The sequence below is a fragment of the Escherichia sp. 94.0001 genome, assembly GCF_013369155.2.
In the GTDB taxonomy this organism is placed as follows: Bacteria; Pseudomonadota; Gammaproteobacteria; order Enterobacterales; family Enterobacteriaceae; genus Escherichia; species Escherichia coli_F.
Genome location: NZ_JABWMS020000015.1, coordinates 46,924 through 68,525, shown reverse-complemented (window position 1 = coordinate 68,525; position 21,602 = coordinate 46,924). Strand labels below are relative to the sequence as shown.

Sequence of the window (21,602 nt, the reverse complement as noted above, 5' to 3'; positions counted from 1 at the left end):
TTGTGTATAGAATATTCCCCCGAAGTTTAAGGTTGGCACCTCCAGGTTGCCACGGCACACGAAACAGCGTTGGTCCCCATATACCGGTAAACTGAAACTGCAGCGAAGCAGTTAGTAGAGCCATGTATATCAGGTCTGTTTCGTGTGCTGAATTGTTGACGCATTTATTTATTGGTATCGCATGAACCCCATCGTAATTAATCGGCTTCAACGGAAGCTGGGCTACACTTTTAATCATCAGGAACTGTTGCAGCAGGCATTAACTCATCGTAGTGCCAGCAGCAAACATAACGAGCGTTTAGAATTTTTAGGCGACTCTATTCTGAGCTACGTTATCGCCAATGCGCTTTATCACCGTTTCCCTCGTGTGGATGAAGGCGATATGAGCCGGATGCGCGCCACACTGGTCCGTGGCAATACGCTGGCTGAACTGGCGCGCGAATTTGAGTTAGGCGAGTGCTTACGTTTAGGGCCAGGTGAACTTAAAAGCGGTGGATTTCGTCGTGAGTCAATTCTCGCCGACACCGTCGAAGCATTAATTGGTGGCGTATTCCTCGACAGTGACATTCAAACCGTCGAGAAATTAATCCTTAACTGGTATCAAACCCGTCTGGACGAAATTAGCCCAGGCGATAAACAAAAAGATCCGAAAACGCGCTTGCAAGAATATTTGCAGGGTCGCCATCTGCCGCTGCCGACTTATCTGGTAGTTCAGGTACGTGGCGAAGCGCACGATCAGGAATTTACTATCCACTGCCAGGTCAGCGGCCTGAGTGAAGCGGTGGTTGGCACAGGTTCAAGCCGTCGTAAGGCTGAGCAGGCTGCCGCCGAACAGGCGTTGAAAAAACTGGAGCTGGAATGAGCAACGATAAAAGTTACTGCGGATTTATTGCTATCGTCGGACGTCCGAACGTTGGCAAATCCACATTGTTGAATAAATTGTTGGGGCAGAAAATCTCCATCACCTCCCGCAAGGCGCAGACAACTCGTCACCGCATTGTAGGGATCCATACTGAAGGCGCGTATCAGGCGATCTACGTCGATACCCCAGGCCTGCATATGGAAGAAAAACGCGCCATTAACCGCCTGATGAACAAAGCGGCGAGCAGTTCCATTGGCGACGTTGAGCTGGTGATTTTTGTCGTTGAAGGCACCCGCTGGACGCCGGACGATGAAATGGTGCTCAACAAACTGCGCGATGGCAAAGCGCCGGTAATCCTCGCGGTGAATAAAGTGGACAACGTGCAGGAAAAAGCCGATCTGCTGCCACACTTACAGTTCCTGGCAAGCCAGATGAACTTCCTCGATATCGTGCCGATCTCTGCCGAAACCGGGCTGAATGTCGACACTATTGCGGCAATTGTGCGTAAGCATCTGCCTGAAGCGACCCATCACTTCCCGGAAGATTACATCACCGATCGCTCGCAGCGTTTTATGGCGTCTGAAATCATCCGCGAAAAACTGATGCGTTTCCTCGGTGCTGAACTGCCATATTCCGTGACCGTGGAGATCGAACGTTTTGTCTCTAACGAACGCGGTGGTTATGACATCAACGGTTTGATTCTCGTTGAGCGTGAGGGGCAGAAGAAGATGGTGATTGGCAACAAAGGGGCCAAGATTAAAACCATCGGAATTGAAGCGCGTAAAGACATGCAGGAAATGTTCGAAGCGCCTGTCCACCTTGAACTGTGGGTAAAAGTGAAATCTGGCTGGGCCGACGACGAACGCGCACTGCGCAGTCTCGGTTACGTTGACGATCTTTAATTAGCATACTCTATGACTTTCGAGGTGCAGGAAGGCGGCAAGACCGTGAATCCCTGGGAGCTTACTAAAGTAAGTGACCAGGGTGAACGGGTGCAGCCAAGGCACCTGCAACTTGAAAGGCGACGAGTATGATGGAAGGCTGGCAGCGCGCATTCGTATTGCATAGTCGCCCGTGGAGCGAAACCAGCCTGATGCTGGACGTCTTCACGGAGGAATCGGGTCGCGTGCGTCTGGTTGCCAAAGGCGCACGCTCTAAACGCTCTACTCTGAAAGGTGCATTACAGCCCTTCACTCCTCTCTTGCTACGTTTTGGCGGGCGTGGCGAAGTCAAAACGCTGCGCAGTGCTGAAGCTGTCTCGCTGGCGCTGCCATTAAGCGGTATCACCCTTTACAGTGGTTTGTACATTAACGAACTTCTCTCCCGCGTGCTGGAATACGAGACGCGCTTCTCTGAACTCTTTTTCGATTACTTGCACTGCATTCAGTCTCTTGCAGGTGCCACTGGTACGCCAGAACCCGCGCTGCGCCGCTTTGAACTGGCACTGCTCGGTCATCTGGGTTATGGCGTCAATTTTACCCATTGTGCGGGTAGCGGCGAGCCGGTAGATGACACCATGACGTATCGTTATCGCGAAGAAAAAGGGTTTATCGCAAGCGTCGTTATCGACAATAAAACGTTCACTGGAAGGCAGTTAAAAGCGTTAAACGCGCGGGAATTTCCTGACGCAGACACACTACGCGCCGCGAAACGCTTTACCCGCATGGCGCTTAAGCCGTATCTTGGCGGTAAACCATTAAAGAGCAGGGAACTGTTCCGGCAGTTTATGCCTAAGCGAACGGTGAAAACACATTATGAATGATGAGGATTGTCATGGCTGAATTACTGTTAGGCGTCAACATTGACCATATTGCAACGCTGCGTAACGCACGTGGTACTGCTTACCCGGATCCGGTGCAGGCGGCGTTTATTGCTGAGCAGGCGGGGGCGGATGGCATTACCGTGCATCTACGTGAAGATCGTCGCCACATTACCGACCGCGACGTGCGCATCCTGCGTCAGACGCTGGATACCCGCATGAATCTGGAGATGGCGGTGACCGAAGAGATGCTGGCGATCGCCGTTGAAACAAAGCCGCATTTTTGCTGCCTGGTACCTGAAAAGCGCCAGGAAGTCACAACCGAAGGTGGCCTGGACGTCGCAGGGCAGCGTGACAAAATGCGCGATGCCTGTAAACGTCTGGCGGATGCCGGGATTCAGGTTTCTCTGTTTATCGACGCCGATGAAGAGCAGATCAAAGCCGCGGCAGAGGTTGGCGCACCGTTTATCGAGATCCACACCGGTTGCTATGCTGATGCCAAAACTGACGCCGAACAGGCGCAAGAGCTGGCGCGTATCGCCAAAGCCGCGACCTTTGCCGCTAGTCTCGGTCTGAAAGTTAACGCTGGTCACGGTCTGACCTATCACAACGTGAAAGCCATTGCCGCCATCCCTGAGATGCATGAACTGAATATCGGTCATGCCATTATTGGTCGTGCAGTGATGACCGGACTGAAAGATGCGGTGGCAGAAATGAAGCGTTTGATGCTGGAAGAGCGTGGCTAATGGCAATATTAGGTTTAGGTACGGATATTGTGGAGATCGCTCGCATTGAATCGGTGATCGCCCGATCCGGTGAGCGCCTGGCACGCCGCGTATTAAGCGATAACGAATGGGCAATCTGGAAAACGCACCACCAGCCGGTGCGTTTTCTGGCGAAACGCTTTGCCGTAAAAGAAGCCGCAGCAAAAGCGTTTGGCACCGGGATCCGCAATGGTCTGGCGTTTAATCAGTTTGAAGTATTTAACGATGAGCTTGGTAAGCCACGGCTGCGACTGTGGGGCGAGGCATTAAAACTGGCGGAAAAGCTCGGCGTTGTAAATATGCATGTAACGCTGGCAGATGAGCGCCACTATGCTTGTGCCACGGTAATTATCGAAAGTTAAAATAATATCGTTCTCTTTAAAAAGTAAAACCCCCGAACTGGTAAGGAACGGGGGTTTTACTTTACAACTTTAATTTTGTGCAGCACACGATTCCAACAAAAATGATTATGGATCAATTTAGTTATCCTGTACAAGCAACTTGCAATCTTTAGCATAAAAACTCGAGCCTTTACGAAGAAATCGATATTGATGAAAAGATTAACGTGACCGCTTTTTGATAAGTACATTAGAATTGGCGTCGTTATTGGATATTTTGCTGTGTTCTACGCCATGCCACTGAATTCCCCCATTGAAACGAGTGGTGTCGTCAAAGCTCTGGTGTGGAGTGCGGCACTCGATTCCAATAACTCGCACGTTCAGTTTTGGGGAGATGTAAGGGCTAATCTGAACGGCTGCATTCCTTGTTTAAGGAAAAACGAATGACTGATTGCCGATACCAGATTAAACGGGTCATTAAAGTCGTCATTGCTGTTTTACAGCTGATCCTTCTGTTCTTGTAACACCAGGAAACGTACTTAAGGCGCGTCAGGTTAACCAGCCAGGCGCGCCTTTAATAATCAGACGTAAGTGTCGGCGTATATATTATCGGAATTCATTTAATGAATATATTCATTAATGACATCGTGGAAATGAATATGTAACTTTCGCTTTTATACGAGCAAATAAGCAATATCCTGCTCATAGAGCAAAATATTAAATCTTATCCGCGTGGTGCATTAGCACAAATTTATCCCACAACTGTTCTTCCGTCTCGACATGTTGTGGATCCTTCACAATGGTATTAGGGATCGGGCACACCTTCTGGCAGGTTGGTGTCTCGTAGTGCCCTACGCACTCGGTACACTTATCGCTGTTAATCTCGTAGATATGATCGCCCATTGAAATCGCCTCATTCGGGCATTCGGGTTCACACATATCACAATTGATGCATTTTTTAGTGATTAACAGCGCCATAAGGAAACTCTCAAAACAACACAAACCGGGCGGGCATTATACGCGCATTCTTTACTCAAACCAGTTTTTTCACCAGCGCTTCACTATGACGAATACGTTCTGGTGCCAGTTCCAGATCCTGCTGAATCAGCGCAATGAACAGTAAATCCGTTAACATTCCCTGAGCGTGACAAGCAGAGATTGCAGCACTGTTTGTCGCTTGTTCTTCGGCAATGGTATACAGGCAGTGAGAAGCGCGTTGTTGCAGGGCATTGGGAGTAAAGCCGGTAATCGCCAGTACTTTTCCGCCCACTCGCAGCATCTCATCTGCCGCCAGGTTTAACTCGCGTCGTACACCAGTGTAGGAAATGGCTAATAACAGATCGTCAGGGGACGACGCCTGGACTGTGGCGAGTAGCGCATGCATATCGCGCACTGCGGCGGCATTGAAGCCAATCTTCATCAGCTTCCAGGCAAAGTTTTGCGCCACCAGACCCGAAGCGCCAATACCGGTCAGAATTATCCGCCGCGCAGAGCGCAACATTGCCACGCCTTCATGCAGTTTCTCTTCACTATTAACGTTTAGCGTTGCGTACATGGCGGCAGTATTTTCTTTAATCAGTTTTTCGCCGACCAGCCGTAACGGATCATCACCACGGATTTGGTTATGAATGGGCACAGAAGGGGATTCCGGCTGGCTTGCCAGCGCTTCACTCAACGCCAACTTCAATGCCGGAAAACCTTTATAGCCGAGTTTTTGCGCGAACTTCACGACGCTGGACTGACTGACTCCGGCTTCGTTGGCCAGTTGCTGAGAGCTTAAATGGCGCGCCGTATCAGGTTGTAGTAGCAAATAGTCCGCCAGTTTTTTATCACTCTGGGCAAGCCCCTGGTAACGCTGACGGATACGAAGTAAGCCGTTCATATCTTTCCTCGCGATGAAATTATGGCGACAACAGGCAATATGAAACACACGCGAGTGAATTTTATATTCCATTGCTGCTAATTGCCATGAATTAAAAATTCCAGATAGCCATGATGCAGTCGATTGTTGCCGGAAAAGTGATGATCTATCTGTTAGGCTATGTAGTAGCGAAGATTAATCAGGATGTTTCAGTCCAGAGGAGTATGGTTTGGCAACTCACGAGCGTCGTGTGGTGTTTTTTGACTTAGATGGAACATTGCATCAGCAGGATATGTTCGGCAGTTTTATGCGTTATTTACTGCGTCGCCAACCGCTGAATGCATTACTTGTCCTGCCGTTGTTGCCGGTCATTGCCATCGCGTTATTGATAAAAGGTCGTGCAGCACGATGGCCGATGAGTCTGCTTCTGTGGGGATGCACTTTTGGTCACAGTGAAGCGCGCTTACAGGCGTTGCAGGCCGATTTTGTGCACTGGTTTCGCGACAATGTTACCGCTTTTCCGCTTGTCCAGGAGCGTTTGACTACCTATCTGTTAAGTTCCGATGCGGATATTTGGTTGATCACAGGCTCTCCGCAGCCGCTGGTTGAAGCGGTTTATTATGATACGCCCTGGTTGCCGCGGGTTAATCTTATTGCCAGTCAGATCCAGCGGGGTTATGGCGGTTGGATATTGACGATGCGTTGTCTGGGACATGAAAAGGTCGCGCAACTGGAGCGCAAAATTGGCACGCCGCTGCGGCTGTACAGTGGCTATAGCGACAGTAATCAGGACAATCCACTGCTTTATTTCTGCCAGCATCGTTGGCGGGTAACCCCGCGCGGTGAACTCCAGCAACTGGAATAGAGTAAAGCATAGCGTCCGTGTATAATGCGCCGCGCTTTTATAACCGGAGTTTTCTTTTTGACTGAAGTCGAATTTAGCCACGAATACTGGATGCGTCATGCAATGACGCTGGCGAAGCGTGCCTGGGATGAGCGGGAAGTACCGGTCGGCGCGGTATTAGTGCATAACAATCGGGTAATCGGCGAAGGCTGGAATCGTCCGATTGGTCGACATGATCCCACCGCGCATGCAGAAATCATGGCTCTGCGGCAGGGCGGTCTTGTGATGCAAAATTATCGTCTGATCGACGCCACATTGTATGTCACGCTTGAGCCATGTGTGATGTGTGCCGGAGCGATGATCCACAGTCGTATTGGTCGCGTGGTCTTTGGTGCGCGTGATGCGAAAACGGGAGCTGCGGGATCTTTAATGGATGTGCTGCACCATCCGGGTATGAATCATCGAGTGGAAATAACGGAAGGAATACTGGCAGACGAGTGCGCGGCGTTGCTCAGTGACTTCTTTCGCATGCGCCGCCAGGAAATTAAAGCGCAGAAAAAAGCGCAATCCTCGACGGATTAATTTTGTTTCTCTTCACTCCCTTTCCTGGAAAACAGCAGAGAGGGAGAGTGGGTCAAATAGTTTGATGACGACTGGGAAAGAAACGAGAGAAAAGGAAATTTCTCTTTGCCCAGCTCCGTTGGCGATACTGCCGGATAATCCTGCGCCAGTTGCATCGCCGCTTCTGTAGCCTGCTTCTCTTTCTCTTGCAGATAACCCACCAGGCTAATCTGATACTTACGAATATTTTCGACATAAGCGTAGGCTTCATGCCCACGTGCGTAGCCGTAAGTCAGCTTGCTGTAATAGGGTTTCTGGCTAAGTAAAGGCAGGCGCTGTTTCACGTCAGCCCAACTGTCAGGATTACCTTTAGTTTTTGCCGTCAGGGCGCGGGCATCCAGCATATGCGCATAGCCCATATTGTACGCGGCGAGGGCAAACCAGATCCGTTCGTTCTCCGGCACACTTTCCGGCACTTTACTCATCATATCCTGCAAATAACGCACGCCGCCGCTGATACTCTGTTCGGCATCGGTACGATCCGTAATGCCGAGGCTTTGCGCGGTATTTTTGGTTAACATCATCATGCCGCGCACGCCCGTCGGTGAAGTGGCCTGTGCATCCCAGTGCGATTCCTGATAAGCAATAGCGGCCAGCAAACGCCAGTCAATTTCTTCGGCGTACTTCTCAAACAGCGGTTTCAACTGCGGCAGTACGGTATCGACGGCGCGTAAAAACGTGCGCGTATCGACGTAATCAAAATCATCGCCATGCCCCAGGTATTTCTCTTCAATGCGTGCCAGCGTGCCGTCTTCATTCATTTCGTTGAAGAAGTCGAGCAGAGCGGCAGAAAGGGTATTATCGCCATCTAACGGGCTAAACCATGTCACCGGCTGTTCGTCGGTGATATCAAGCGCTACAGCGAGTTCCGGGTGAACGCGCTGAAACAGGCTGATGGCGACAGAATCAGCAATGGTGTAATCGAGTTTTCCTTCGATGACATCTTCCATTAGTTCTGCTGAGCCTTTTTTGTCGTCTACCTTCCAGCTTAATTCCGGGAATTTTGTTTCTTTCAGGGTCTGGAGATCGTTAACCACCACATGGCCTGGTGCGATGGTAAGTTGCTCCGCTGTCAGATTGCCCAGCGTACGCGGGCGATACTGACCCACTTTATAAACCAGTTGTTGTGACACGGAATAGTAGGTAGGGCCAGGCTGATAGTTTTTTACCCGCTCACTGTTATAAACCAGTCCTGCAGCCAGCAGATCGGCGTTGCCGTTATCGAGGTCGTCAAACAGCTGGCTGATATTCTGCCGCACGGTCACTTTCAGTTTTACGCCGAGGTACTCGGCAAACTGTTTCGCCAGTTCGTAATCCAGGCCAAAAGGTTTCCCGTTGATTTCGTTATAAGTCAGTGGGGTATGAATAGTGCTCACACGCAACTCTCCCCGCGCTTGAATGGCGGCGATACGGTTGTCGGCTTTACCAAACCAGGGAATGGATGGCCAGAGAGCGACCGCGAGCAGCAGTGCCAGAATGCCGATGAACAGATAATTAATCTTTAATTTTTTCAATTAGTTAATTCTCTGTGTCGTGCGCATCCCAGCTTGAAAAAACGTAATAATAGTGAAAGGTTTACTCATAAATGAGCGGCATTTTGCGTAAACCAGCGCCAGTTGGCAACTTATTACAGCCATTGGCGGCACGCGTTGCTAATTCACGATGGTGATTTTATTTCCACGCAAACGGTTTCGTCAGCGCATCAGATTCTTTATAATGACGCCCGTTTCCCCCCCTTGGGTACACCGAAAGCTTAGAAGACGAGAGACTTATGATGGAAATTCTGCGTGGTTCGCCTGCATTGTCGGCATTCCGAATCAACAAACTGCTGGCACGTTTTCAGGCTGCCAGGCTCCCGGTTCACAATATTTACGCCGAGTATGTCCATTTTGCTGACCTCAATGCGCCGTTAAACGATGATGAGCACGCACAACTTGAACGCCTGCTGAAATATGGCCCGGCACTCGCCAGCCACGCCCCGCAAGGTAAACTCCTGCTGGTGACCCCGCGTCCTGGTACCATCTCTCCCTGGTCTTCGAAAGCGACCGATATCGCCCATAACTGCGGGCTGCAACAGGTAAACCGCCTTGAGCGCGGCGTTGCTTACTATATAGAAGCCGGTACGCTGACCCATGAACAATGGCAGCAGGTGACCGCTGAACTGCACGACCGCATGATGGAAACGGTCTTTTCTGCTTTAGATGATGCAGAGCAGCTGTTTGCACACCATCAACCGACTCCGGTCACCAGCGTTGATTTGCTGGGGCAGGGCCGTCAGGCGCTAATCGACGCTAACCTGCGTCTTGGCCTGGCACTGGCGGAAGATGAAATTGACTATCTGCAGGATGCATTCACAAAGCTGGGTCGTAACCCGAACGACATCGAGCTGTATATGTTCGCCCAGGCGAACTCTGAGCACTGCCGTCATAAAATTTTTAACGCCGACTGGATTATCGACGGTGAACAGCAACCGAAATCGCTGTTCAAGATGATCAAAAATACCTTCGAAACCACGCCGGATCACGTTCTCTCGGCTTATAAAGATAACGCCGCCGTGATGGAAGGTTCTGAAGTGGGCCGCTACTTTGCTGACCACGAAACGGGCCGCTACGATTTCCATCAGGAACCGGCGCACATCCTGATGAAAGTCGAAACCCACAACCACCCAACGGCGATTTCTCCGTGGCCGGGTGCGGCAACCGGTTCCGGTGGCGAAATTCGCGATGAAGGTGCCACCGGCCGCGGCGCGAAGCCGAAAGCTGGCCTGGTCGGTTTCTCCGTATCCAACCTGCGTATTCCTGGCTTTGAACAACCGTGGGAAGAAGATTTCGGTAAGCCTGAGCGCATTGTCACCGCGCTGGACATCATGACAGAAGGTCCGCTGGGCGGCGCGGCATTTAACAACGAATTTGGTCGTCCGGCACTGAACGGCTACTTCCGTACCTATGAAGAAAAAGTGAACAGCCACAACGGCGAAGAGCTGCGCGGGTATCACAAACCGATCATGCTGGCGGGTGGGATCGGCAACATTCGCGCCGATCACGTACAAAAAGGCGAGATCAACGTCGGTGCGAAACTGGTCGTTCTCGGCGGCCCGGCAATGAACATCGGTCTTGGCGGCGGCGCGGCCTCTTCCATGGCCTCCGGCCAGTCTGACGCGGATCTCGATTTCGCGTCCGTTCAGCGCGATAACCCGGAAATGGAACGTCGTTGCCAGGAAGTGATCGACCGCTGCTGGCAGCTTGGCGACGCGAACCCGATTCTGTTTATCCACGACGTTGGCGCGGGTGGTCTTTCTAATGCTATGCCGGAGCTGGTGAGCGACGGCGGGCGCGGCGGTAAATTTGAACTGCGCGATATCCTGAGCGACGAACCGGGCATGAGCCCGCTGGAAATCTGGTGTAACGAATCCCAGGAACGCTACGTGCTGGCCGTTGCTGCCGATCAGTTACCGCTGTTTGACGAACTGTGTAAGCGTGAGCGCGCACCGTACGCGGTGATTGGTGAGGCCACCGAAGAATTACATCTTTCTCTGCACGATCGTCATTTTGATAATCAACCCATCGATCTGCCGCTCGACGTACTACTTGGCAAAACGCCGAAGATGACCCGCGATGTGCAAACGCTGAAAGCGAAAGGCGATGCGCTGGCCCGTGAAGGGATCACCATCGCTGACGCGGTGAAACGTGTGTTACATCTGCCGACTGTGGCGGAGAAAACCTTTCTGGTGACCATCGGCGATCGCAGCGTAACCGGCATGGTGGCGCGCGATCAGATGGTGGGTCCGTGGCAGGTGCCGGTCGCTAACTGCGCAGTCACTACCGCCAGCCTCGACAGTTACTACGGTGAAGCGATGGCAATAGGCGAACGTGCGCCAGTTGCACTGCTGGATTTCGCCGCTTCTGCCCGCCTGGCGGTCGGTGAAGCATTAACTAACATCGCCGCTACGCAGATTGGCGATATCAAACGCATTAAACTTTCCGCTAACTGGATGGCGGCAGCAGGTCATCCAGGTGAAGACGCGGGCCTTTATGAAGCCGTTAAAGCGGTGGGCGAAGAGCTTTGTCCGGCGCTGGGCCTGACGATTCCGGTGGGTAAAGACTCCATGTCGATGAAAACCCGCTGGCAGGAAGGTAGCGAAGAGCGCGAAATGACGTCGCCGCTGTCGCTGGTGATTTCTGCATTTGCCCGCGTGGAAGATGTGCGTCACACCATCACGCCGCAGCTTTCTACCGAAGATAACGCACTGCTGCTGATTGATCTGGGCAAAGGCAATAACGCGCTGGGTGCAACGGCGCTGGCGCAGGTTTATCGTCAGCTTGGCGACAAACCGGCAGATGTACGCGATGTCGCGCAACTGAAAGGCTTCTATGACGCGATTCAGGCGCTGGTTGCACAGCGTAAGCTGCTCGCGTACCACGACCGCTCTGACGGTGGCCTGCTGGTGACGCTGGCGGAAATGGCCTTTGCCGGTCATTGCGGTATTGAAGCGGATATCGCCTCTCTGGGCGACGATCGCCTGGCGGCGTTGTTTAACGAAGAACTGGGTGCGGTGATTCAGGTTCGAGCCGCTGACCGTGAAGCAGTTGAAGCGGTACTGGCACAGCATGGGCTTGCTGATTGCGTCCATTATGTTGGGCAGGCGGTTTCCGGTGACCGTTTTGTAATTACCGCCAACGGGCAGACTGTATTCAGCGAAAGCCGCACCACGTTGCGTGTCTGGTGGGCAGAAACTACCTGGCAGATGCAGCGCCTGCGTGACAATCCGGAGTGTGCCGATCAGGAACATCAGGCGAAATCTAACGACGCCGATCCGGGCCTGAATGTGAAACTGTCGTTTGATATCAACGAAGATGTGGCAGCACCGTATATTGCCACTGGTGCGCGTCCGAAAGTTGCCGTGCTGCGTGAGCAGGGGGTGAACTCGCATGTTGAAATGGCGGCAGCTTTCCACCGTGCAGGCTTCGATGCAATCGATGTGCATATGAGCGACCTGCTGGCTGGACGCACGGGCCTGGAGGATTTCCACGCTCTGGTAGCGTGCGGCGGATTCTCCTACGGTGACGTGCTGGGGGCTGGTGAAGGCTGGGCGAAGTCTATCCTGTTCAATGACCGTGTACGCGATGAGTTTGCAACCTTCTTCCACCGTCCGCAAACGCTGGCGCTGGGGGTATGTAACGGTTGCCAGATGATGTCTAACCTACGCGAACTGATCCCAGGTAGCGAGTTGTGGCCACGTTTCGTGCGTAACACCTCCGATCGCTTTGAAGCGCGTTTCAGCCTGGTAGAAGTGACCCAAAGCCCGTCTCTGCTGTTGCAAGGGATGGTGGGTTCGCAGATGCCGATTGCTGTCTCTCACGGCGAAGGACGCGTGGAAGTGCGCGATGCGGCGCATCTGGCGGCACTGGAAAGCAAAGGGCTGGTGGCACTGCGCTATGTCGATAACTTCGGCAAAGTCACTGAAACCTACCCGGCTAACCCGAACGGTTCTCCGAATGGTATTACGGCGGTCACGACTGAAAATGGTCGAGTCACCATTATGATGCCGCACCCGGAACGTGTTTTCCGTACTGTCAGTAACTCCTGGCATCCGGAAAACTGGGGGGAAGATGGCCCATGGATGCGTATTTTCCGCAATGCGCGTAAGCAGTTGGGGTAAGTCGTCAAGCTATTGGTTTTGCTGCCCGGATGTGGCATTCACGCCGCATCCGGCATTAAACGCCGACCACAAAAAAAGCTCCCAGCTCCGGGAGCTTTTTTTGTGTCTGTAAATCACGACAATGGGTGGTTTACCGTGTCGCTTTTTGGCGACATTTAATTGATTGATTTTATTTGGATCTAATAAATTTATCTTAAGGTGTCTCTTTTTAGCGACACAATGGCTGATTTACACCCAAATAGCGAAGAAGTCATAAATCCATCAAAAAAACGTATAATCAGTACGTTACCAAACTATTTTATTTATTGGCACAGTTACTGCATAATAGTCATCAGTGGCTCATTCACCGACTTATGTCAGCCCCTTCGGGACGTGCTACATAAAATTCGAATGACGCACAACAAGGTGCCTGCCGTCCAACTTCTGATATCAGCTTAGCTATATCAACCCTCGGGCGAAACGTCGAGTTAGGCACCGCCTTATTCCATAACAAAGCCGGGTCATTCCCGGCTTTGTTGTATCTGAACTTCCCCTCGGTTAGCATCAGGCTATTCGCGTCTGACGAGAGTAACACCTTGAAACGCTGGCCCGTTTTTCCCCGCTCATTACGACAACTGGTAATGCTGGCATTTTTGCTGATTCTGCTACCCCTGTTGGTGCTGGCATGGCAAGCCTGGCAAAGCCTGAATGCGCTTAGCGATCAGGCGGCGCTGGTTAACCGCACTACGCTTATTGATGCCCGGCGCAGTGAAGCGATGACCAACGCGGCGCTGGAGATGGAGCGTAGCTACCGTCAGTATTGCGTGCTGGATGACCCAACCCTGGCGAAGGTTTATCAAAGCCAGCGCAAGCGTTATAGCGAAATGCTCGATGCCCACGCAGGCGTACTGCCGGACGATAAACTATACCAGGCATTGCGTCAGGACTTGAACAATCTGGCTCAACTTCAGTGTAACAACAGCGGTCCCGATGCTGCCGCCGCCGCGCGTCTGGAAGCCTTTGCCAGCGCCAATACCGAAATGGTACAGGCCACGCGCACAGTGGTGTTCTCTCGTGGACAGCAGCTTCAGCGTGAAATCGCCGAACGTGGGCAATATTTTGGTTGGCAATCGCTGGTGTTATTTCTGGTAAGTCTGGTGATGGTGCTGCTCTTCACGCGGATGATTATCGGCCCGGTGAAAAATATTGAACGGATGATCAACCGTCTGGGGGAAGGGCGTTCTCTGGGCAATAGCGTTTCGTTCAGTGGACCGAGTGAGTTACGCTCGGTTGGGCAACGTATTCTTTGGTTAAGTGAGCGCCTGTCATGGCTGGAATCCCAACGTCATCAATTTTTAAGACATTTATCTCATGAATTAAAAACCCCGCTGGCGAGTATGCGCGAGGGCACTGAATTACTGGCTGACCAGGTTGTCGGGCCGCTTACGCCCGAGCAAAAAGAGGTGGTGAGCATCCTTGATAGCAGCAGCCGCAATTTGCAAAAACTGATCGAACAACTGCTTGATTACAACCGTAAACAGGCGGACGGTGCGGTGGAACTGGAGAATGTTGAGTTAGCGCCACTGGTGGAGACAGTGGTTTCTGCTCATAGCCTGCCCGCACGGGCTAAAATGATGCATACCGACGTCGATCTCAAAGCAACAGCTTGCCTGGCGGAGCCAATGCTGCTGATGAGCGTACTGGATAATCTTTACTCCAATGCGGTGCACTACGGGGCTGAATCCGGTAACATTTGCCTTCGCAGCAGTTTACATGGCGCGCGGGTTTATATTGATGTCATCAATACGGGCACACCCATTCCGCAAGAGGAACGCGCCATGATCTTCGAACCCTTTTTTCAGGGAAGCCACCAGCGAAAAGGGGCGGTGAAGGGCAGCGGTCTGGGATTAAGCATTGCCAGGGATTGTATTCGCCGTATGCAGGGGGAACTGTATCTGGTCGACGAGAGCGGGCAAGAGGTTTGCTTCCGCATTGAATTACCGTCGTCGAAAAACACGAAATAATGTTAAGAGCCTATCCCATCAGGCTATTTTATTTGCCAGTTTGGTCCCGTGCAGTGCTCGAAATCCTTACGTACTACGTGTACGCTCCGGTTTCTCCGCGCTGTCCATGTCCAAACTGCCTGCAACAATTACGCCCACTGGGATAGGTTTTAAGTCTGGTGAATATGCGACACATTTTTCAACGATTATTGCCCCGACGGCTATGGCTGGCAGGGCTGCCATGTCTGGCATTGCTGGGTTGCGTGCAGAGTCACAATAAGCCAGCTATTGATACGCCAGCAGAAGAAAAAATTCCGGTTTATCAACTGGCTGACTATCTTTCTACTGAATGCAGCGACATCTGGGCACTGCAAGGTAAGTCAACCGAAACCAATCCGCTTTACTGGCTGCGGGTGATGGATTGTGCTGATCGTTTAATGCCTGCGCAGTCGCGTCAGCAAGCCCGCCAATATGACGACGGCAGCTGGCAAAATACCTTCAAACAAGGGATTTTGCTCGCCGACGCCAAAATTACGCCTTATGAGCGCCGCCAGCTGGTCGCGCGCATTGATGCGTTAAGTACCGAGATCCCGGCACAGGTTCGCCCACTGTATCAACTCTGGCGCGACGGTCAGGCGCTGCAACTGCAACTGGCGGAAGAGCGCCAACGCTACAGCAAACTCCAGCAGTCCAGCGACAGCGAACTGGATACTTTGCGCCAGCAACATCACGTTCTACAGCAGCAACTGGAGCTCACCACCCGCAAGCTGGAAAATCTGACCGATATTGAACGTCAGCTCTCTACCCGCAAACCGGCTGGCAATTTCTCGCCGGATACGCCGCACGAGAGTGAAAAGCCCGCGCCATCTACCCATGAGGTCACTCCTGATGAGCCATAAACCTGCGCATTTATTACTGGTCGATGACGATCCAGGATTGCTGAAACTGCTTGGCTTGCGTCTGACCAGCGAAGGCTACAGCGTGGTCACGGCAGAAAGTGGAGCTGAAGGATTGCGGGTACTGAATCGCGAAAAAGTAGATTTAGTCATCAGCGATCTGCGGATGGATGAAATGGATGGTATGCAACTGTTTGCTGAAATCCAGAAAGTGCAGCCAGGTATGCCAGTAATCATCCTCACCGCGCATGGCTCCATTCCCGATGCGGTTGCCGCGACACAGCAGGGCGTGTTCAGTTTCCTCACCAAGCCCGTCGATAAAGACGCGCTGTATCAGGCAATTGATGATGCGCTGGAACAATCCGCGCCAACCACCGACGAACGCTGGCGCGAGGCGATTGTCACCCGCAGCCCGCTGATGCTGCGTTTGCTGGAACAGGCGAGGCTGGTGGCGCAGTCAGATGTTAGCGTTTTGATTAACGGTCAGAGCGGTACCGGGAAAGAGATTTTTGCCCAGGCGATCCACAACGCCAGCCCGCGCAACAGCAAGCCGTTTATTGCTATTAACTGTGGCGCATTGCCCGAGCAATTACTGGAGTCCGAGCTGTTTGGTCATGCGCGTGGCGCGTTTACTGGCGCTGTCAGCAATCGCGAAGGTTTATTCCAGGCGGCGGAAGGCGGTACGCTGTTTCTCGATGAGATTGGCGACATGCCCGCACCGTTGCAGGTCAAACTGCTACGCGTGTTGCAGGAGCGCAAAGTGCGCCCGCTGGGCAGCAACCGCGATATTGATATCGACGTGCGGATTATTTCCGCCACTCACCGTGACCTGCCAAAGGCGATGGCGCGCGGGGAATTCCGTGAAGATCTCTACTATCGCCTCAACGTTGTCAGTCTGAAAATTCCGGCATTGGCGGAGCGCACAGAAGACATTCCGCTACTGGCAAACCACTTATTGCGCCAGGCGGCAGAGCGACATAAACCGTTTGTCCGCGCATTCTCCACCGATGCAATGAAACGACTGATGACCGCGAGCTGGCCGGGTAATGTGCGCCAGTTGGTCAACGTGATTGAACAGTGCGTGGCGCTAACATCATCTCCGGTGATTAGTGATGCGTTAGTCGAGCAGGCGCTGGAGGGCGAAAATACGGCTCTGCCAACCTTTGTTGAGGCGCGTAATCAGTTTGAACTCAACTACTTGCGTAAGCTGCTGCAAATCACCAAAGGTAATGTCACCCACGCGGCGAGAATGGCGGGGCGCAACCGGACAGAATTTTATAAACTGCTTTCCCGACACGAGCTGGATGCAAACGATTTCAAGGAATGAATTGGCGTTATGTGTTACGTTTAGCAGATCAAAAGACAGGCGACCTTTTCAAGGAATAGCATGAAAAAGATTGATGCGATTATTAAACCCTTCAAGCTGGACGATGTCCGCGAAGCACTGGCTGAAGTCGGCATTACCGGCATGACGGTCACCGAGGTGAAAGGTTTTGGCCGCCAGAAAGGCCATACCGAGCTGTATCGCGGCGCGGAGTATATGGTGGATTTTCTGCCGAAAGTGAAAATTGAGATTGTCGTGCCGGACGACATTGTCGATATCTGCGTAGATACGATTATTCGCACGGCGCAAACCGGCAAAATCGGTGACGGTAAAATTTTCGTCTTTGACGTGGCACGGGTCATTCGTATCCGTACTGGCGAAGAGGACGACGCGGCAATTTAAACCGCGTCAGGGTTGCCGGATGTCTCCATCCGGCAACCTCAAATCACAGCACTTTATGCGGGCCAAAGCATTCGTAATGAATGTTTTCCTGTTTCACACCCAGGTCCACTAACTGTTTCGCGGCAAACTGCATGAAGCCAACCGGGCCGCAGAGATAGAACTGCATTGTCGGATCGCTGAACGCACCTTCCAGTTTGCTCAAATCCATCAGACCTTCACTATCAAACTGACCTTTAGCGCGATCGGCTTCGCTCGGCTGACGATACCAGGTGTGCGCGGTAAAGCGTGGCAGTGCTTGCCCCAGTTCCTTAACTTCATCGGCAAAGGCATGAACATCGCCATTTTCTGCCGCATGGAACCAGTTTACCTGAGCGCTATGACCTGCTTTTGCCAGCGTGTCGAGCATTGCCAGCATTGGTGTTTGACCGACACCGGCAGAGATTAACGTCACTGGTGTGTCATCTGCGACAGCCATAAAGAAATCACCTGCCGGAGCGACCAGTTTCACGACATCGCCAACATTGGCGTGATTGTGCAGCCAGTTGGATACCTGCCCGCCCTCTTCGCGTTTCACCGCAATACGATAGCCTTTGCCATCCGGTTTGCGAGTCAAAGAGTACTGACGAATTTCCTGATGAGGAAAACCTTCCGGCTTCAGCCAGACGCCGAGATATTGCCCCGGACGGTATTCCGCCACTGCGCCACCGTCGACCGGCTCCAGTTCGAAGCTGGTGATAAGTGCGCTGCGCGGTGTTTTAGCCACAATGCGGAAATCGCGAGTACCTTCCCAGCCACCGGCTTTGCTGGCGTTTTCGTTATAGATTTCCGCCTCGCGATTAATAAATACATTAGCCAGTACGCCATAGGCTTTACCCCACGCGTCCAGTACTTCCTGGCCCGGGCTGAACATTTCGTCCAGCGTCGCCAACAGGTGTTCACCGACGATATTGTATTGTTCCGGTTTGATCTGGAAGCTGGTGTGTTTCTGAGCGATTTTTTCTACCGCTGGTAACAGCGCAGGCAGGTTTTCAATATTGCTGGCGTAGGCGGCAATAGCGTTAAACAGGGCTTCACGTTGATCGCCATTACGCTGGTTACTCATGTTAAAAATTTCTTTGAGTTCTGGGTTATGAGTAAACATACGGTCGTAGAAATGGGCGGTTAACTTTGGCCCTGTTTCCACCAGTAAAGGGATGGTGGCTTTTACTGTAGCGATGGTTTGAGCGTCAAGCATATGGTCTTCCTTTTTTTGCATCTTAATTGATGTATCTCAAATGCATCTTATAAAAAATAGCCCTGCAATGTAAATGGTTCTTTGGTGTTTTTCAGAAAGAATGTGATGAAGTGAAAAATTTGCATCACAAACCTGAAAAGAAATCCGTTTACGGTTGCAAGCTCTTTATTCTCCAAAGCCTTGCGCAGCCTGAAGGTAATCGTTTGCGTAAATTCCTTTGTCAAGACCTGTTATCGCACAATGATTCGGTTATACTGTTCGCCGTTGTCCAACAGGACCGCCTATAAAGGCCGAAAATTTTATTGTTAGCTGAGTCAGGAGATGCGGATGTTAAAGCGTGAAATGAACATTGCCGATTATGATGCCGAACTGTGGCAGGCTATGGAGCAGGAAAAAGTACGTCAGGAAGAGCACATCGAACTGATCGCCTCCGAAAACTACACCAGCCCGCGCGTAATGCAGGCGCAGGGTTCTCAGCTGACCAACAAATATGCTGAAGGTTATCCGGGCAAACGCTACTACGGCGGTTGCGAGTATGTTGATATCGTTGAACAACTGGCGATCGATCGCGCGAAAGAACTGTTCGGCGCTGACTACGCTAACGTCCAGCCGCACTCCGGCTCCCAGGCGAACTTTGCGGTCTACACCGCGCTGCTGGAACCCGGCGACACCGTTCTGGGTATGAACCTGGCACATGGCGGTCACCTGACTCACGGTTCTCCGGTTAACTTCTCCGGTAAACTGTACAACATCGTTCCTTACGGTATCGATGCTACCGGTCATATCGACTACGCCGATCTGGAAAAACAAGCCAAAGAACACAAGCCGAAAATGATCATCGGTGGCTTCTCTGCATATTCCGGCGTGGTTGACTGGGCGAAAATGCGTGAAATCGCTGACAGCATCGGTGCTTACCTGTTCGTTGATATGGCGCACGTTGCGGGACTGGTCGCTGCTGGCGTCTACCCGAACCCGGTTCCTCATGCTCACGTAGTGACTACCACCACTCACAAAACCCTGGCGGGTCCGCGCGGCGGCCTGATCCTGGCGAAAGGCGGTAGCGAAGAACTGTACAAAAAACTGAACTCTGCCGTTTTCCCTGGTGGTCAGGGCGGCCCGTTGATGCACGTAATCGCTGGTAAAGCGGTTGCTCTGAAAGAAGCGATGGAACCTGAGTTCAAAACTTACCAACAGCAGGTTGCGAAAAACGCTAAAGCGATGGTAGAAGTATTCCTGGAGCGCGGTTACAAAGTGGTTTCCGGCGGTACTGATAACCACCTGTTCCTGGTTGATCTGGTTGATAAAAACCTGACCGGTAAAGAAGCTGACGCCGCTTTGGGCCGTGCTAACATCACCGTCAACAAAAACAGCGTACCGAACGATCCGAAGAGCCCGTTTGTAACCTCCGGTATTCGCGTGGGTACTCCGGCGATTACACGTCGTGGCTTTAAAGAAGCCGAAGCGAAAGAACTGGCTGGCTGGATGTGTGACGTGCTGGACAGCATCAATGATGAAGCCGTTATCGAGCGCATCAAAGGTAAAGTTCTCGACATCTGCGCACGTTACCCGGTTTACGCATAAGCGAAACGGTGATTTGCTGACAATGTGCTCGTTGTTCATGCCGGATGCGGCGTGAACGCCTTATCCGGCCTACAAATTATTGCAAATTCAATATATTGCAATCTCCGTGTAGGCCTGATAAGCGTAGCGCATCAGGCAATTTTTCGTTTGTGATCATCAAGGCTTCCTTAGGGAAGCCTTGTTACGTTATCGCGCCATCAAATCTGTCGTAACTGCGCCTCAACATACAAATAGCCAATCCCCAGAACCTGCTGTGCGCGGCTTAATTGCCCAAAGCCAATTTGCGTCGCTTTCACGCTCGGTCCTTCGTCACGGTCGAACGGGTTAAATCCTGTCTGGCGAATAATGGAATTAAGCCAGTTCTCACCAAAGGCGCAGCTGCGACCATACAGCCAAATCTGATTAATATTGAGGATATTGAGGAAGTTATACAGACTCAAACCAATGGCGTTGGCACTGTGGTCAACCCAACTGGTGATCCACGGTTCTCCACTCTGCCAGGCAGCGATTAACTGCGCGGTAGTCAATTTTTCAGGATCAAGCTGAGTATTAACCGGTTGTGATTTTAGCCATACCCGCGCCTGTTTTTTTAATGCACTTAACGAGGCGACGGTTTCCAGGCAGCCATAACGTCCGCAGTCGCAGACGACACCATCCGGATTAACGATGGTGTGACCAATCTGTCCGCTACCATACAAACTGCCGCGATAAATTTGCTCGTTAATCACGAACGACGAGCCAATACCGTAATCAACGTTGATCACGCAGAAATCCCGTCCTTGCGAATTATTTTGCCATTTCTCCGCCAGCGCCAGCATCACGCAGTCATTATCGACCATCACCCGAATGCCCAGCTTCTCTTCCAGCAGATACTTCACCTCAACCGGCGTTGTCCACGGCGCTTGCGGCATGGTTTGCGACACGCCAGTCACTGGATCAACCTGACCGTGGATTGCCAGCGCCAGGTTGATAGTACGGTCCGGCCACAGTTTACGATGACGATGCCAGCATTTTTCGATTTCGGACAACAGAGCCTGCGGTGTCGGTGCATCAATCTGAAAATACTCAAATTCGCCTTTCGGACTTAAACAGGCATTAGCGACCTGACACTCAATGCTGGTGGGCGTTACGTTCAGGCACAGCGTCCAGTCACCTTCCGGCGCGATCAGCCATGTACCGCTACTGTGCCCGCGCGTCTGGCTTTCATCGTCGATATTCACCACCCGTTTTTCGCTTTCCAGCTCCTGCAAAATATTACTGACCGCTGGAATTGAAATTTGCGCCAGCCGGGCCAGCGTTGATTTATTGGCGCGCTTTTGCCGGTACAGCAGTTCCAGAATCACGCATTTGTTATGGTGGCGGATCTGTTGATTGTTAATGCAGGCTCTCATATTCACTAAACCTTGTTTAGTTAATTGCGTGATTATTCCGCGAAAACATTGCCAGATTGTTCAATACACTGCCACAAATCTTTT

At 51.9% G+C, this 21,602-nt stretch carries 19 protein-coding genes; 14 read left to right on the top strand and 5 right to left on the bottom strand.

From position 1 onward, the window contains the following. Positions 1-181: 181 nt before the first annotated feature. The 6 genes from rnc to HEN33_RS10205 all read left to right on the top strand — a co-directional run bounded on the left by rnc (position 182) and on the right by HEN33_RS10205 (position 4,247). Entirely contained in the window at positions 182-862 is a 681-nt protein-coding gene (rnc, locus tag HEN33_RS10230; RefSeq protein ID WP_176263827.1) for a ribonuclease III, read from the top strand. Continuing rightward, complete coding sequence (gene era, locus HEN33_RS10225; RefSeq protein WP_000063883.1) at positions 859-1,764, top strand: GTPase Era; 906 nt, start codon at positions 859-861, stop codon at positions 1,762-1,764. Before rnc ends, era begins: the two co-directional genes overlap by 4 nt. 131 nt (positions 1,765-1,895) lie before the next feature. Beyond that, the gene (recO, locus tag HEN33_RS10220) at positions 1,896-2,624 is read left to right on the top strand and encodes a DNA repair protein RecO (protein WP_000399393.1); all 729 of its coding nucleotides are present in this window, start codon (positions 1,896-1,898) and stop codon (positions 2,622-2,624) included. 11 nt (positions 2,625-2,635) lie between these two features. Next, positions 2,636-3,367: a pyridoxine 5'-phosphate synthase gene (gene pdxJ / locus HEN33_RS10215; protein WP_176263826.1), complete on the top strand. Its 732-nt coding sequence runs from the start codon at positions 2,636-2,638 to the stop codon at positions 3,365-3,367. Further along, positions 3,367-3,747, top strand: coding sequence for a holo-ACP synthase (gene acpS / locus HEN33_RS10210; RefSeq protein ID WP_000986047.1), 381 nt, complete (start codon positions 3,367-3,369; stop codon positions 3,745-3,747). Before pdxJ ends, acpS begins: the two co-directional genes overlap by 1 nt. 419 nt (positions 3,748-4,166) lie before the next feature. Further along, positions 4,167-4,247, top strand: a complete 81-nt coding sequence (locus HEN33_RS10205) for a hypothetical protein (protein WP_046081767.1) — start codon at positions 4,167-4,169, stop codon at positions 4,245-4,247. Between the two features lie 193 nt (positions 4,248-4,440). On the opposite strand, the gene yfhL is transcribed toward HEN33_RS10205, so the two are convergent. Next, entirely contained in the window at positions 4,441-4,701 is a 261-nt protein-coding gene (gene yfhL, locus HEN33_RS10200; RefSeq protein WP_001196285.1) for a 4Fe-4S dicluster ferredoxin YfhL, read from the bottom strand. 55 nt (positions 4,702-4,756) lie between these two features. After that, positions 4,757-5,605 (bottom strand): MurR/RpiR family transcriptional regulator, encoded by an 849-nt coding sequence (locus HEN33_RS10195; protein WP_001353024.1) that lies wholly within the window; start codon positions 5,603-5,605, stop codon positions 4,757-4,759. 208 nt (positions 5,606-5,813) lie between these two features. Here HEN33_RS10195 and yfhb point away from each other — a divergent pair, with 208 nt between their 5' ends. Together yfhb and tadA are read left to right on the top strand one after the other, a co-directional pair. After that, positions 5,814-6,449: a phosphatidylglycerophosphatase C gene (gene yfhb / locus HEN33_RS10190; RefSeq protein ID WP_000190668.1), complete on the top strand. Its 636-nt coding sequence runs from the start codon at positions 5,814-5,816 to the stop codon at positions 6,447-6,449. A 57-nt stretch (positions 6,450-6,506) separates the two neighbouring features. Further along, positions 6,507-7,010, top strand: coding sequence for a tRNA adenosine(34) deaminase TadA (tadA, locus tag HEN33_RS10185; RefSeq protein ID WP_207108962.1), 504 nt, complete (start codon positions 6,507-6,509; stop codon positions 7,008-7,010). Here the strand turns inward: tadA and mltF are convergent. Then, positions 7,007-8,563 carry a membrane-bound lytic murein transglycosylase MltF gene (mltF, locus tag HEN33_RS10180; RefSeq protein WP_105277908.1) on the bottom strand — a complete coding sequence of 519 codons (1,557 nt, stop codon included), beginning with the start codon at positions 8,561-8,563 and terminating at the stop codon, positions 7,007-7,009. The genes tadA and mltF overlap by 4 nt on opposite strands. Before the next feature lie 257 nt (positions 8,564-8,820). Here mltF and purL point away from each other — a divergent pair, with 257 nt between their 5' ends. The 5 genes from purL (at position 8,821) to glnB (ending at position 17,312) form a co-directional block, all read left to right on the top strand. Continuing rightward, on the top strand, positions 8,821-12,708 hold the full coding sequence (gene purL, locus HEN33_RS10175; protein WP_176263824.1) for a phosphoribosylformylglycinamidine synthase: 3,888 nt from the start codon (positions 8,821-8,823) through the stop codon (positions 12,706-12,708). Between the two features lie 575 nt (positions 12,709-13,283). Continuing rightward, positions 13,284-14,711 (top strand): two component system sensor histidine kinase QseE/GlrK, encoded by a 1,428-nt coding sequence (qseE, locus tag HEN33_RS10170; RefSeq protein WP_176263823.1) that lies wholly within the window; start codon positions 13,284-13,286, stop codon positions 14,709-14,711. Between the two features lie 164 nt (positions 14,712-14,875). Next, on the top strand, positions 14,876-15,589 hold the full coding sequence (qseG, locus tag HEN33_RS10165) for a two-component system QseEF-associated lipoprotein QseG (protein WP_176263822.1): 714 nt from the start codon (positions 14,876-14,878) through the stop codon (positions 15,587-15,589). Beyond that, a complete protein-coding gene (gene glrR, locus HEN33_RS10160) occupies positions 15,579-16,913 on the top strand; it encodes a two-component system response regulator GlrR (protein WP_012599921.1) in 1,335 nt (444 codons plus the stop codon). Before qseG ends, glrR begins: the two co-directional genes overlap by 11 nt. 60 nt (positions 16,914-16,973) lie before the next feature. Beyond that, the gene (gene glnB / locus HEN33_RS10155) at positions 16,974-17,312 is read left to right on the top strand and encodes a nitrogen regulatory protein P-II (protein WP_000717691.1); all 339 of its coding nucleotides are present in this window, start codon (positions 16,974-16,976) and stop codon (positions 17,310-17,312) included. A 43-nt stretch (positions 17,313-17,355) separates the two neighbouring features. On the opposite strand, the gene hmpA is transcribed toward glnB, so the two are convergent. After that, positions 17,356-18,546, bottom strand: a complete 1,191-nt coding sequence (hmpA, locus tag HEN33_RS10150; protein ID WP_176263821.1) for an NO-inducible flavohemoprotein — start codon at positions 18,544-18,546, stop codon at positions 17,356-17,358. 327 nt (positions 18,547-18,873) lie between these two features. On the opposite strand from hmpA, the gene glyA reads away from it, so the two are divergent. Further along, positions 18,874-20,127, top strand: coding sequence for a serine hydroxymethyltransferase (gene glyA, locus HEN33_RS10145; RefSeq protein ID WP_000919159.1), 1,254 nt, complete (start codon positions 18,874-18,876; stop codon positions 20,125-20,127). A gap of 197 nt (positions 20,128-20,324) precedes the next feature. Here the strand turns inward: glyA and HEN33_RS10140 are convergent, their stop codons facing one another. After that, entirely contained in the window at positions 20,325-21,518 is a 1,194-nt protein-coding gene (locus tag HEN33_RS10140) for an ROK family protein (protein ID WP_176263820.1), read from the bottom strand. Between the last annotated feature and the right edge of the window lie 84 nt (positions 21,519-21,602).

Coding starts and splice junctions, on each gene's coding strand:
- rnc (WP_176263827.1), top strand. CDS start 182: ATGAACCCCATCGTAATTAATCGGCTTCAACGGAAGCTGGGCTACACT.
- era (WP_000063883.1), top strand. CDS start 859: ATGAGCAACGATAAAAGTTACTGCGGATTTATTGCTATCGTCGGACGT.
- recO (WP_000399393.1), top strand. CDS start 1,896: ATGGAAGGCTGGCAGCGCGCATTCGTATTGCATAGTCGCCCGTGGAGC.
- pdxJ (WP_176263826.1), top strand. CDS start 2,636: ATGGCTGAATTACTGTTAGGCGTCAACATTGACCATATTGCAACGCTG.
- acpS (WP_000986047.1), top strand. CDS start 3,367: ATGGCAATATTAGGTTTAGGTACGGATATTGTGGAGATCGCTCGCATT.
- HEN33_RS10205 (WP_046081767.1), top strand. CDS start 4,167: ATGACTGATTGCCGATACCAGATTAAACGGGTCATTAAAGTCGTCATT.
- yfhL (WP_001196285.1), bottom strand. CDS start 4,701: ATGGCGCTGTTAATCACTAAAAAATGCATCAATTGTGATATGTGTGAA.
- HEN33_RS10195 (WP_001353024.1), bottom strand. CDS start 5,605: ATGAACGGCTTACTTCGTATCCGTCAGCGTTACCAGGGGCTTGCCCAG.
- purL (WP_176263824.1), top strand. CDS start 8,821: ATGATGGAAATTCTGCGTGGTTCGCCTGCATTGTCGGCATTCCGAATC.
- qseG (WP_176263822.1), top strand. CDS start 14,876: ATGCGACACATTTTTCAACGATTATTGCCCCGACGGCTATGGCTGGCA.
- glrR (WP_012599921.1), top strand. CDS start 15,579: ATGAGCCATAAACCTGCGCATTTATTACTGGTCGATGACGATCCAGGA.
- glnB (WP_000717691.1), top strand. CDS start 16,974: ATGAAAAAGATTGATGCGATTATTAAACCCTTCAAGCTGGACGATGTC.
- hmpA (WP_176263821.1), bottom strand. CDS start 18,546: ATGCTTGACGCTCAAACCATCGCTACAGTAAAAGCCACCATCCCTTTA.
- glyA (WP_000919159.1), top strand. CDS start 18,874: ATGTTAAAGCGTGAAATGAACATTGCCGATTATGATGCCGAACTGTGG.
- HEN33_RS10140 (WP_176263820.1), bottom strand. CDS start 21,518: ATGAGAGCCTGCATTAACAATCAACAGATCCGCCACCATAACAAATGC.